The 12,948-nt window shown below is 29.5% G+C and carries 10 protein-coding genes; 3 read left to right on the top strand and 7 right to left on the bottom strand.

From position 1 onward, the window contains the following. From ACH2BC_RS13040 to ACH2BC_RS13055, 4 genes are all read right to left on the bottom strand, one after another. Positions 1-431, bottom strand: a 431-nt coding sequence (locus tag ACH2BC_RS13040; RefSeq protein WP_395054442.1) for an aldehyde dehydrogenase family protein, incomplete at its 3' end; no start/stop codon positions are given. Positions 432-800: 369 nt separating this feature from the next. Then, positions 801-1,355 carry a 3-hydroxyanthranilate 3,4-dioxygenase gene (locus ACH2BC_RS13045; protein WP_395054443.1) on the bottom strand — a complete coding sequence of 185 codons (555 nt, stop codon included), beginning with the start codon at positions 1,353-1,355 and terminating at the stop codon, positions 801-803. Positions 1,356-1,489: 134 nt separating this feature from the next. Further along, positions 1,490-1,849 (bottom strand): hypothetical protein, encoded by a 360-nt coding sequence (locus ACH2BC_RS13050; RefSeq protein ID WP_395054444.1) that lies wholly within the window; start codon positions 1,847-1,849, stop codon positions 1,490-1,492. 4 nt (positions 1,850-1,853) lie between these two features. Beyond that, on the bottom strand, positions 1,854-2,966 hold the full coding sequence (locus ACH2BC_RS13055) for an endonuclease/exonuclease/phosphatase family protein (RefSeq protein WP_395054445.1): 1,113 nt from the start codon (positions 2,964-2,966) through the stop codon (positions 1,854-1,856). A gap of 136 nt (positions 2,967-3,102) precedes the next feature. On the opposite strand from ACH2BC_RS13055, the gene ACH2BC_RS13060 reads away from it, so the two are divergent. The 3 genes from ACH2BC_RS13060 to ACH2BC_RS13070 are packed head-to-tail and all read left to right on the top strand — an operon-like array spanning position 3,103 to position 7,929. Further along, the gene (locus ACH2BC_RS13060; protein WP_395054446.1) at positions 3,103-5,910 is read left to right on the top strand and encodes a carboxypeptidase-like regulatory domain-containing protein; all 2,808 of its coding nucleotides are present in this window, start codon (positions 3,103-3,105) and stop codon (positions 5,908-5,910) included. A 9-nt stretch (positions 5,911-5,919) separates the two neighbouring features. After that, positions 5,920-6,537: a choice-of-anchor J domain-containing protein gene (locus tag ACH2BC_RS13065; RefSeq protein ID WP_395054447.1), complete on the top strand. Its 618-nt coding sequence runs from the start codon at positions 5,920-5,922 to the stop codon at positions 6,535-6,537. Between the two features lie 12 nt (positions 6,538-6,549). After that, a complete protein-coding gene (locus ACH2BC_RS13070) occupies positions 6,550-7,929 on the top strand; it encodes a DUF5689 domain-containing protein (RefSeq protein WP_395054448.1) in 1,380 nt (459 codons plus the stop codon). 378 nt (positions 7,930-8,307) lie between these two features. Here the strand turns inward: ACH2BC_RS13070 and ACH2BC_RS13075 are convergent, their stop codons facing one another. The 3 genes from ACH2BC_RS13075 to ACH2BC_RS13085 form a co-directional block, all read right to left on the bottom strand. Beyond that, the gene (locus tag ACH2BC_RS13075) at positions 8,308-9,570 is read right to left on the bottom strand and encodes a T9SS type A sorting domain-containing protein (RefSeq protein WP_395054449.1); all 1,263 of its coding nucleotides are present in this window, start codon (positions 9,568-9,570) and stop codon (positions 8,308-8,310) included. Positions 9,571-10,089: 519 nt separating this feature from the next. After that, a complete protein-coding gene (locus tag ACH2BC_RS13080; RefSeq protein ID WP_395054450.1) occupies positions 10,090-11,958 on the bottom strand; it encodes an OmpA family protein in 1,869 nt (622 codons plus the stop codon). Positions 11,959-11,977: 19 nt separating this feature from the next. Continuing rightward, positions 11,978-12,901 (bottom strand): type IX secretion system membrane protein PorP/SprF, encoded by a 924-nt coding sequence (locus ACH2BC_RS13085; RefSeq protein ID WP_395054451.1) that lies wholly within the window; start codon positions 12,899-12,901, stop codon positions 11,978-11,980. Between the last annotated feature and the right edge of the window lie 47 nt (positions 12,902-12,948).

Consider the following 12,948-nt stretch of genomic DNA (forward strand, 5'->3'; position numbering starts at 1 on the left):
GAGTGCATTGTTAATCCGTGTAGTTGACGCGATAAACCAACTGCAAAATCGCAAATGTCTATCATTTCTTGTACTTCGCCGTAACCTTCTTGCAAAGATTTTCCCATTTCGTAAGAAACTAATTTGCCTAATGCTTCTTTGTTTTTACGTAATTTTTCTCCAAACTGACGTACAATTTCACCACGTTGTGGCGCTGGCATTAATTTAAAAGTTTTGAAAGCTGCAGTTGCAGCTTGCATTGCTTTTTCGTAATCTGCAGGTGTTGATGTTTTTACTTTTGCAATAAGTTGACCATCTACTGGAGAATGACTTTCTAGGATATCTCCGTTAGAAAAATGATTTTGTCCTGTTGATGTTCCTTCGTTTATGTCTTTAATTCCTAAAGCTTTTAGTGCTTCGATCATTCCGAATTGTTGTGCAATTGATGCCATTTTTATGTTTTTAGTTATGAAATGTATATTTTTGGTAAAAATAGTATTTAAACACGAAATGCACGAATTATCATGAATTAAAAATAATTTTGATATTTCACGAATTTTGGTTTAGCCCAGACAGTAATGGAAAGCTTTATGAAAAGAAATGCCAATTTTTCTTGACAGAAAACTGCGACCAGCGGAAGCACGTTTTATGGCTTAGAAAAATAGTATTTCTTTTTATAAACTTGGAATGTATGGCTGGATTGGCTTCTGAAAAATTAAACCATTAGGTTTTTTTCTTTTTAAACCATTAAGAAAATTAAGTTGCATTAAGGGTTGAAAACTTAATTACCTTAACTTTCTTAATGGTTTTAAAAAATTAATTTAAGATTCGTACTCTTTGTCTTTATCGATAAATCTTGAATCGGTTTCCATTGTTGTGCCACAATTGGTGCACGTTCTTAATTTTTCTGAATTGTAAAAATGCTTGAAATGTGGTAAGAAATCTTTTTCGATGTCGTTTAATTCAAAATATACATCGTGTAGTTTATGATTGCAATTGTCGCAAAACCACAATAAACCATCGGTAAAACCTTTGCCTGCGCGCTTTCTTTCGATTACTAATCCTATAGAATTGGCAGAACGAACTGGCGAATGTGGCGTTTTGGCTGGATGCAAATACATATCGCCAGCTTGCATTGTCATTTCTTTGCGTTTGCCATCTTCTTGAATTACAACAGTTATTTCACCTTCAAGTTGGTAAAAAAGTTCTTCGGTTTCGTTGTAATGATAATCTTTTCTGGCATTTGGTCCAGCAACAATCATAACTATATAATCGCCAGAATTTACATAAATATTTTTATTGCCAACTGGTGGTTTTAGTAAATGACGGTTTTCGGTTATCCAATTGTTGAGGTTGAATGGTTTTGCTATTTTCATGTTACGAATTTACATTTTTTTTGCCGCAAAGACACGAAGACACAAATTTTTTGTTTGTTAAATTTAATTTTTTATTTTCACAAAAAGGATAGATTTCTATATAAAAAAAGGTTAGCGCGAACTAACCTTATATATTATTGAATTTCAATTTCTAGTGGATTGAATATTTGTGGCGTTTTTTTAGGATCTTTATCGTAAACGGTAATTGTTCCTTTAACAGTGATTTCTTTTCCTACTGAATTTGCGATGTCTAATTTGTTTTCTTCAAGATATTTATTGGAAACAACAACTGTAAAAACATTGTTTGGATACGCTTTATCAATGTTTATGTAATTGGTACTTTTTCCTTCTGACGCTAATTTAATTGATGCAATTTTACCTTTTAAAACAACTTCTTTACCTATATAATCTTTAGCTTGCTGTGATGTGATAACTTCTTGAGCAAAAATTGATGTTGAAAAACCTAAAACTAAAAAGACAAGAAATTTTTTCATAGTTTTAATTTTTTGGAAACATTTCTTTAATTAGATAAATATAGGCAGGAAAATGATCGCTAAATCCTGGAGTATTTGAATTATTTCGTAGTGGATATCCTTTATATTGCCCGGCGGTTTGTATCATAAATGGTTTATTATAAATTCCAGCTTTCCAATATCTAAAAGATGATTTATCTTCTTTAATTAATGGCTCAGTCATAAATATTTGATCAAAAACATCGCCTGCATCTCTATAAAATAAAGTGGCATTACCTTTTTTAAACATATTTTCAGATGGATTATAAATTCCTAATGGTTGCACTTCTTTTTTTTCAGCTTTTGCATTCAATATTTTTTTTAAACTTCTATTGTATGGTCCATCATTTAAATCTCCCATAGAAATAACTTTGGCTTCAGGATTAATTTTTTGTAATGAATCAATAATTTTTAAGTTTAAACCTGCCGCAAGTTCTCTTAATGGACTACTTATTGCTTCACCACCTCTTCTTGTAGGCCAGTGGTTAACTATAAAATTCATTTCCTCGCCATCTAAAAAACCAGTTAATAAAACTTGGTCTCTAGTATAAATTCTTTTAGATTTGTCACCTTCTTCAATAACATCGTCAAGATATTCCTCTTTTAATTTTAGTTCTTCTTTTTTGTTTAACTTTATTTTCTTGGTGTCTTTTTCATATATATATAAAGGTACATTTTGAGAACTAGTAACTATAAAATGTTTCTTTTGATATAAAATGGCACAATCAATTCCTCTTCTGTCAGGAGAATCGTAATGAATTATCCCATAATCGTAATTTATTAATTGCGGATTTTTTATTAAATCTTCTAAAACTCTTCTGTTTTCTACTTCTGCCAAACCAATAATAGTTGGAGGACTTGGGTTTTCTCCACTTCCAATTTGTGATAATACTCTTGCAATATTATTAACCTTTTTTTTGTAGTATGATGAGGTATAAACCCATTCATCATCTCTTGTTTGAGGATCGTTAATGGTATCATAAAAATTCTCAATATTATAGAAAGCTACTGTATGCACTATATATTTTTTTGCTTGTGCATAAACGGTTGAAACTGAGAATAAAATAAAGAAAAGCCCAATAATTGGTTTAATTTTCATAAATCATATATTAAATTATTAATAAGTTTTTACAAACTTCGAGCCAAAAGTAATACTATTATTAAAATAATGTACCTTTGCAAGCTGTTAAGTTTTTATTAAGACTTAACGAATTAAAATTAACTTAATTTTTTATATGAAAAAACTTGTCTTTAGTATTTTATTTGTAATGCAAGCGGTATTTTTATTTGGTCAAACAGGAACTGGATTTTCTGGTAAAGTTATCGATTCAAAAACCAATAAACCATTACAAAACATTCTTGCATCTATTCAAAACACTAATTTTTCTGAACTTACAAATGCAGATGGAAAATTTGCATTTAAAGATGCACCAGTTGGAACACAATTAATACGTATTAGAAGTTCGGGCTACAAAGATCAAATGTTAACTGTTGATGTTGAGCAAGGAAAAATAATAGATTTAGGAGTAATTGTTCTTGAAGAAGATATTACTGTAGAACAACAACTTAGCTTAATTACAATTACAGAAAGTGATCTTGGCGATGATAACAGTGGATCTGAAAGTACAGCAGGTTTATTGCAAGCTTCTAGAGATGTTTTTCAACAAGCTGCAGCATTTAATTGGGGTCAAGCTAGATTTAGAATTCGTGGTTTAGATAACGAATATGGAACTACCATGATAAATGGAGTTACAATGAACAAAATTTATGATGGAAGACCACAATGGAGCAATTGGGGTGGATTAAATGATGCAACTCGTAATCAAGAATTTACTTCTGGAAGTGCGCCATCAGATTATACTTTTGGAGGAATTCTTGGAACACAAGAAATAAATACAAGAGCTTCAATATACAGACCAGGAAGTAGAATTTCATTTTCTGGAACTAATACTAATTACAGTTGGAGAACTATGGGAACTCATGCATCTGGTATGAATACTAATGGTTGGGCATTTGTAGTTTCTGCATCACGACGTTGGGCACAAGAAGGTTATTTTGAAGGAACAGATTACAGCGCAAATGCAATTTTTGCAAGTGTAGAAAAGAAATTTAATGAAAATCATTCGTTAAATTTTACTTCAATATATTCTGAAAACAGCAGAGGTAAAAGTTCTCCAAATAGTGATGAAGTAAATCGTTTGGCTGGTACAAAATATAATTCTTATTGGGGTTACCAAAACGGAAAGAAAAGAAATTCTAGAGATAAAGATGTTAATGAACCAATTTTAATGTTAAATCATTTTTGGAAAATTTCTGATAAAACCAATTTAAATTCAGGTATAACTTATCAGTTTGGATCAATTGGAAATAGTAGAATTGACAATCAAGGTGCAGATAATCCTGATCCAACTTATTATAGAAATTTACCAAGTTTTTACTTATCGGCATACAATCCTGATGATTATACAGATTTTCAAGGAGATGATCCACTAAATATTGCAAATGCAGAAGCCATAAGACTTCAGTTTTTAAATAATAAACAAATTAATTGGAACCAACTTTATGAAGCCAATAAAACTTCTGATGGTCATAGTGCTTATATTTTATATGAAGACAGAACAGATGATAAATTATGGACTGCCAATTCTATTTTAAACACTCAACTTGCTGATAATATTGTAATGAATGCAGGTGTTAGTTTAAGAAAATTAAAGTCAAGTAATTTTGCCAACCTTCTAGATTTATTAGGCGGAAAGTATTATGATGATTTTGATAATTTTCAAGTAGGATCAGAACAACAATCAGATTTAAATAATCCAAACAGAAAAGTTGGAGTTGGCGAAAAATTTGCATACAACTACAATTTATTAGCAAATACTGCCGATGCTTTTACTCAATTTAAATTTACTTATAAAAAAATAGATTTTTATTTAGCACAATCGTACACAAGAACACAATACCAAAGAGAAGGACTTTACAAAAACGGATTGTACCCAACCAACTCTTTTGGAAAAAGCAATAAATATACTTTTGAAAACTTTGGTTTTAAAGGTGGTTTAACCTATAAATTATCTGGAAGACAATTTTTTAATTTAAATGCTGCCTATTTAACTAAAGCGCCATCTTTAAGAAATGTTTTTCCAAATGCAAGGTTAAACAGCAATAGTGTAAATGGTTTAGCAAGCGAAAATGTTTCTAGTGCAGATGCAAGTTACATTATTAGAATGCCAAAATTTAAATCTAGATTAACAGCTTATTATTCTAATATTAAAAACGCAACTAAAACTTCATTCTTTTTTGGAGAAGGAATTTTTGATGATAATGATGATGATGGCGGTGATGCTTTTGTGGCAGAAACTATTACTAACATCGAAAAACAAAATATTGGTTTAGAGTTAGGAATGGAGTATCAAATAACTTCAACAATTAAGTTAACTGCAACTGGAGCTTACGGAGAATATACTTATAATAACAATCCAAATGTATCGTTAAATAATGATAATAATGCTAGTCCAACAAATACTAATCCTGTTACCGATTTTGGAACATCTAAATTAAAAGGATATAGATTGGGTGGCGGACCACAAACTGCAGCTTCATTTGGAGTAGAATATAGAGATCCTAAATTTTGGTGGATTGGCGCTAACGTAAACTATTTAGCCAACAACTTTTTAGATATTTCATCTTTATTAAGAACAGATAATTTCTTTAATAATCCTAATGATGCTGATGGTTTTCCATTTCCAGAAGCTACAAATGAAAGAGCATCAGAATTGTTAAAGCAACAAAAATTTAATGATTTTACCTTAGTTAATTTGACTGGTGGAAAATCCTGGAAAATAAAAAGTACAACTTTCGGATTTTTTGCATCTATAAATAATGTATTAGATGTATCTTATAAAACAGGTGGTTTTGAGCAAACACGAAATGCCAATTTTAGAGAATTAAACCAAGATGTTTCTAGCGGAAATCCATCATTTGCACCAAGATATTTTTATGGTTATGGAAGAACATACTTTGTAAACCTTTATATTAATTTTTAATACTCAGCTATGAAAACAAATAAAATATTTTTACTTTTAAGTATAATTTCATTACTATCTTTTTCTGGATGTTCGCCAGAAAATGATATTCAAAACCCTACATTAAAACAAGCACTTTTTATTGAAGATTTTTCAATTGGTGCTGTTGATAATACTGTTTTAAACACAACAGGTTGGACAAATGTGGCAGAAGTTGGAACAGCAAAATGGAAAGAACAAATTTTTAGCGGAAATCCTTATGCAGAATTTAGTTCATTTCAATCTGGCGAATTAGTTAATATTAGTTGGTTATTATCTCCAACAATTAATATGGATTTAAATCCAGCAGAAGTTTTAATTTTTAAAGCATCTCAAAGTTTTGTATCTTCATCGGCCAATTCGCTAGAAGTTTTAATTGCAACTGATTATAATGGTTCTAATCTTACAACTGCAAACTGGCAACCACTAAGCGCAACATTACCAACAACATCAAGTCCGTTTTTTGCATTTATTAATTCTGGTGAGATAGATTTATCTACCTTTACAGGAAATGCAACTATTGCCTTTAAAGTTAAAGGTTCTGGAACAAACACAGCTTTAGATGGTTCCTACCAAGTAGACGATATTAAAATATTTAATAAACAATAAATTAAAATTATTATGAAAAAATTTATTTTAAAAACAGTATTATTAGTTGTAACTGCTACATTTTTAGTAAGTTGTGTTAATAGTGATACTTATGGTGTTCCAGACGAAACACTTACGACTTACCAATTAACACCTACAAAAACAGTTTTAGAAATTAATGCTGCAGCAACTTCAACACCAACACTTTATACTGGAGACGATGTTATTGAAGGTTACGTTACTTCTAATGATGAAAAAGGAACATTTTATAAGTCTATCTCTTTACAATCTAAGCAAATAGATGGTGGAAGTGCTCCTATTGGATTTAGTGTGCCAATAAATGTTACTACGTTATTTGGAAAAGGTTTTACACCAGGAAGAAAAGTATTTATTAAACTTAAAGGATTATATATTGCTAAAGTTTTTGGCTCTTTACAAATAGGTACTTTATTTGAAGGACAAGTAGGCCGATTACCAGAATTTGAATGGCAAAATATTATTTTTCCTTCTGCAACTAAGGTATCTGAGGAGACTTTGGTTAGAACATTTTCTCTAGCAGATGCTTATAATGATGCTAACCAAAATACTTTAGTTGAATTAGATAATGTTCAGTTCGTTGACGAATCTTTAAACAGAACTTATTATGATGTAGATTCTGGTGGTGGTGCAACTAACCATTTATTAGTATCTGGAACTGGTGGAACTCAAAGAATTATTAGATTTAGTAGTTTTGCACCATTTACAGGTAACCAAGTTCCAACTGGTAATGGTAAAATTCGTGGTGTTTTATCTAAATTTAATACTACATTTCAATTTGTTATTCGTTATGAAAATGATATTAAATTAACAAATAGTAGAGTAGATGTTTATCCAGCTTTTGTTGGAAACGCTAATGTTTTTTCTGCAACAGTTAATGAACCATTTACTTCATATACTACAAATCAAACCAATTTTCCTAAATATATTAATGATGCAGTAGTTGGGTCAAGATATTGGCAGGTTAAAAATTTTAGTTCTAACAACTATATAGAAATGAGTGGATTTAATGGTTCGGGAAATCCTGGAGTAAAAGCTAAAACTTACTTTTTTGTGCCAGTAGATTTTACAGCCGCAAATACTTTTACATTTAAAGAAGAAATTCGTTTTAATGCTGGCGAAGCTTTAAAAGTATATTATGTAACTAGTGCCAATTATACTGCTGGTGGATTAGTTAATTTAGCTAATTTTACTAATATTACTTCAAGTTTCAACATTACTTATCCTGCATTTGGATCGTCTGAAAATTCGTTTAATACTGCTGGAACCTATACAATTCCAACTACATTAACAGGAACTGGATATTTTGTATTTGAATATACAAGTACTCCAACGGTTACAACAACAGTTCAAATTGATGATATTGTTATAAATTAATTGTACTTTTACGTATAGTGAAAAAGCTTCCAATTTTGGAAGCTTTTTTTGTTTAAATACCTTATGAATTACAATTAAAAACACTTCACTATTTTTAGAATTATAGAATATCCAAAAATGAAAACAGCTAAAATTAAAATTGTAATAGGTCTATAAATAGTTAAGATTTCTGTAATACTTCTTTCATGTAATGTTTTTTCTTTAATTACTTTTTTTATGTAATATATTAATAACAAAAAACTAATTGCGAAACTTAAAATTAAGACGATACTATTCGCTTTCATTTTTTAAACCAATATTAATAAAAATAATTCATACTATTATTAAAAATAAATTTAAAGTAATTGTATGGCATTGTAAATTATAAACTTTTAGTTTTTAAATTTTAACGAATTTTAAATTTTGAATTAAATCACTAGAAGTAACTTTTATAAAGTAAACGCCACTTTGTAAATCTTGAATATCTAATGTTAAGGCATCAATAAAAACGGCTTTTACTTTTCTTCCATTATTATCAAAAAGCTCTGTAGAGTCAATTTTTGTAGCTGATTTTATGGTAATATTATTTTTTGCAGGATTAGGATAAAGTATAATTTTGTTTTCAATGCTATTTTCATTTGCAGATAACAAAGGATTTAATCTTATTGCAGTTGCTCCAACACAATTGTTAATATTTGTCATGAAATTAATATAGTTTCCATCTTGAAAAGTTAAACTAGTTGTGCTTACTAAAAGTCCAGTTTGTGTAGAAATTCCATATACATTTGAACCATCACTATAGTAATAAGTGTTAGTTTCTGGATCAATTGTTGAGGCAGCATTTACAGAATAGTAGGAAGTTGGTAAACCAGTTTCAGAAATATGAATTACTTCTCCTGTAGTTGGATTAATTTTTCCAAATCTCATTATAAATATTGATAAAGGATGAGGAACATTTGGGTTTTGAACATGTGTGTCTTCGGTAACTAATCCATAAATAGTATCGTCATTACAATTATAAGTAAAGTTGGTAAAATTAAAATCGTTTGGATTGCTGTAGATTATGGTTGGATTACTATAAATTGTGCCATTGTATAAATCCAATCCAATAAATTGTGAACCCGATGAATAATAATAAACCATTAATCTAGGATCAATAGATGTTCCTGCTAATTGATAATTAGAGCCAATTGAGTTTTTAGAAATAGCTGTTAAATCTCCATTTTCGGTATTTAGTTTTGATAAATACATTCCAACAAATTCGTTATTGTCTGAAAAAGTAGAAGCTAAACCATACAAAGTATTATCAGAAACATTATTTCTTACATTGGTAAAGTTTGTAAAGCCAGAATAAAAACTGTTCACTGGCATTGATGTTATGCTTCCATCTAACAAATTAAAAGAAGTAAAAGAGTTGTATGAAACCAAATTAAATTTATTGGTAGTTGGGTTTAATGAACCACCATTAATACTAAAAGAACTATTACTAACATTTTCTCCAATATTGCTTACAAATCCATTTGATGGATTAAATGATCCCAAACGTGTTGTGTTATCAAATGTTGAATTATTTTTAACTACAATTGTAAATAAGTCATCTATAACTTGAGAATTAGAATTTACACTGTAAACAAAAACTAGAAGGAGTAAAAATTTTCTCATGTGTACTATCTTTAAAATTAGTAATTCTCTATCAAAATTAATAATAAATCAAATAGTAAATGTATTTCTAGGTGTATTTAACAGTTGTTGAAGAAGTTAGGGATTTTATTAAAAATTTAAAGATTGTGATTTAAGGAATATTAGAATTATATTTTTTAAAAAATTTCTGCAATAAGTTCACGCAAATTAATAATACCAAAATTTACAGAGATTCTTTCCACCAAGTCGGACAAGCTATTCGTCAGAAAGACAAATAGTGAGATGGCTTTTGTTTTAGACTATCACAAATATTCTATTCGAAAAAGCAATTCTGAATTATAATTACAATTAATCTAGTGATTACTTTCCATTCAGATTCAGAAACTTTAGAATCAAAATCTCCTTTAATAATTCGTACTGTTCTTATTCTTTTGAATTTTAAATGTTATTTATCCCTAAAGCCATAGCAAAATCAAAAACACTTTTAAACAAAAAAACCGAGCATTAACTCGGTTTTTTTAACTATTTAAAAATATAAAATTATTTAACAATTAAGAATTCAGATCTTCTGTTTTCTGCATGTTGTTCTTCTGTACAAGTTTCTCCACAAGAAACTTTTAGTTCAGATTCTCCATAACCTTTTCCAGAAATTTTATCAGCAGGAATTCCTTTAGAAATTATATATTGCACAGTAGATTTTGCTCTTCTGTCTGACAAACTCATGTTGTACGTATCGCTTCCTCTGTTGTCTGTATGCGATTTAGCCATAATTACTAGTTTGTCGTTATTTTTCATAACTTGAACTAATTTGTCTAACTCAAATGCGCCTTCTTGTGTAATGTTACTTTTATTAAATTCAAAGTAAATTGGCTTTAAAATAATTTCTGTTGTTGTTACTATTACATCAATTGGTTGTAATGTTGCATCAACTTTAACTTCTGGACCTTTACTTTTAGCAACTGCAAACGAATTTCCGTCAAATCCATCTTTAGATGCTTGAATTGTGTATGCTTTATCACATTCTACTTTATATTTAACTTCGCCACTTTCATTAGAAGTTTCTGTAGTTATAATATTCTTTTTATCGTCAAGTATTGAAACCTTTGCATTTGGCAAAATAGCACCAGTTTTAGTATTAGTAACAACTGTTATAACATTTACAGCACATATAGGATTTACTCCAAAAATATCATCGTTTCCGTTTCTATTACTAGATACAAATCCCATGTTAGCGGTTTTATTAAAGCTGAAAGCAAAATCATCTTTTTTAGAATTTACTGGTTCACCCATATTTGTTGCTTCTGTACCTTTTGATAAATCTATTTGATACATATCTAAACCACCAAGTCCTTGTTTTCCGCTTGACGCAAAATATAAAGTGGTGTTATCATCAGCAATAAAAGGAAAACTTTCATTGCCTTCTGTATTTACTTTTTTACCCAAATTTTCTGGTGTACCAAAACTTCCATCGCCATTTACTGTGGTTTTCCAAATGTCAACTCCACCAAGACTTCCTGTCATATTAGAAGAAAAATATAATGTTTTTCCGTCTGCGCTTAAACTTGGATTACTATATGAAAACTCTTTTGTATTAAAAGGTAAAGGAGTAATATTTCCCCAAGTATCTCCACTTTTTGTAGCTTTATACAAGTTGTTTCTTCCTAATTTTAATTTATTTACTTTATCTTTTTCAAATGAACCTTCTCTAAAACTATCACTAGCAAAATACATAGTAGTTCCATCTGTAGATATAGTAACTGGACCATCATGAAATTTAGAATTTAATTCAGATACTGTTGTTGCTTCTGAAAATGTTCCTGAATCGCCTAATGTTGCTTTGTAAATATCTAAATATGGTTCTTCGTTCCAACCATAATTTTTTCTTGCATTGTTTCTTGCACTTGTAAAGTAAAGTGTTTTGTCTTTTAAAAATGCTCCAAAATCTGATTTATCTCCGCTAACTTCAAGAGATTTAACAGTGTAAACAGCTTCTTTTCCTAAAATTTTAGGTACGTAATTAGGATTTTCATTAAAAGATTTTGCTCTTAAATCACTTGGAGCCATTGATGCAAATTTTGCCATTTGTTTGTTGGCAGCTTCATATTTCCCATCTGCTTTAAGCATTTGTGCATATCTAAAATAAGTTTCTGCATCTTGAGTTGTTTCAGTAGCTTTTGCATACCAAGTTGCAGCTTCTGCTGTGTTAAACATATTGTAATAAGTGTCGGCAAGTTGTTTGTAAACATAACCATCTGCTTTACCATTATCTACAATTTTTTTATATGCTTCTGCGGCATCAACATATTCATAACGATTGTATAATTTATCTGCTGCTTTTGTGTCTTTATTTTGTGCGTACAGTGATGAACTTAGTGCTACAAAACTTAATACGATATATAGTTTTTTCATTTTTGCTATCATTTTTATGTTAGAAATATCTTGGTGATTGTGATACCTTTTTAGGGAAATTTAAATCGAATAACAATATAAATTCGTGAGAAGATGGTGTTGCTACTTTTAAATCTGAAACTATATGATCGTAAGCATATCCTATTTTTAAACTAGGAGTTATTGCATAATTAACCATTGCGCCAAATGAATCTTCTAATCTGTATGTTGCACCAATTTCAAATTTATCATTAAATAAAAAGTTTGTTGATACATCAAATGATGTTGGAGCATTAAATGCTGATTTAACCATTGCAAAAGGTTTAAATTTTACATTAGAGTTTAAATCAAATACATAACCACCAGTTAAAAAGTAGTGTGAAGTTTCAGACCCAAATTGTCTACCATTAAAATCAAGATGTTTAGATTTTAACATATTAGGAATAGACAAACCTACATAATATTTGTTAGTATAATAAAACAAACCGGTTCCTAAATTAAAAAATGTACTATTAGTATCTGAACTAAATGCAGGATCATTAAGATCAGGTACATTACTTTGTCCAATTTGACTAAACAATGCTACTTTATGAAATGTTGCACCTGCTTTTAAACCAAATGCTAAACGACTTTCACCACCAAGATTTAGTGTATAAGAGAAATCTCCATATATATTGTCTTCCTGAACTGGTCCTATTTTATCAGATATTGCAGACAATCCTAAACCAACATTTTTACCAACAGGAGAATGTACAAAGAAAGTTCCAGTTGTTGGAGAATCTTCAATGTCAACCCATTGTTTTCTGTAAAGTAAACCTCCAGAAAGAGATTCTTTAGAACCAGCATAGGCAGGATTTATTACACTTAAATTGTACATATATTGTGTATAATGTGGATCTTGTTGAGCACTTACATCAACAAAAGTCATTAGGGCAAACGTAGCTAAGAAATATAGTTTTTTCATTTGTTTGAAATTTATCATTTTGTGGTTACTTTATTTGATTTGTCTGT

Source organism: Flavobacterium sp. (assembly GCF_043760115.1).
GTDB lineage: Bacteria > Bacteroidota > Bacteroidia > Flavobacteriales > Flavobacteriaceae > Flavobacterium.

Excerpts from the sequence above, each read along its gene's own strand:
- ACH2BC_RS13045 (WP_395054443.1), bottom strand. The coding sequence starts at position 1,355 with ATGAAAATAGCAAAACCATTCAACCTCAACAATTGGATAACCGAAAAC.
- ACH2BC_RS13050 (WP_395054444.1), bottom strand. The coding sequence starts at position 1,849 with ATGAAAAAATTTCTTGTCTTTTTAGTTTTAGGTTTTTCAACATCAATT.
- ACH2BC_RS13055 (WP_395054445.1), bottom strand. The coding sequence starts at position 2,966 with ATGAAAATTAAACCAATTATTGGGCTTTTCTTTATTTTATTCTCAGTT.
- ACH2BC_RS13060 (WP_395054446.1), top strand. The coding sequence starts at position 3,103 with ATGAAAAAACTTGTCTTTAGTATTTTATTTGTAATGCAAGCGGTATTT.
- ACH2BC_RS13065 (WP_395054447.1), top strand. The coding sequence starts at position 5,920 with ATGAAAACAAATAAAATATTTTTACTTTTAAGTATAATTTCATTACTA.
- ACH2BC_RS13070 (WP_395054448.1), top strand. The coding sequence starts at position 6,550 with ATGAAAAAATTTATTTTAAAAACAGTATTATTAGTTGTAACTGCTACA.
- ACH2BC_RS13075 (WP_395054449.1), bottom strand. The coding sequence starts at position 9,570 with ATGAGAAAATTTTTACTCCTTCTAGTTTTTGTTTACAGTGTAAATTCT.
- ACH2BC_RS13080 (WP_395054450.1), bottom strand. The coding sequence starts at position 11,958 with ATGAAAAAACTATATATCGTATTAAGTTTTGTAGCACTAAGTTCATCA.
- ACH2BC_RS13085 (WP_395054451.1), bottom strand. The coding sequence starts at position 12,901 with ATGAAAAAACTATATTTCTTAGCTACGTTTGCCCTAATGACTTTTGTT.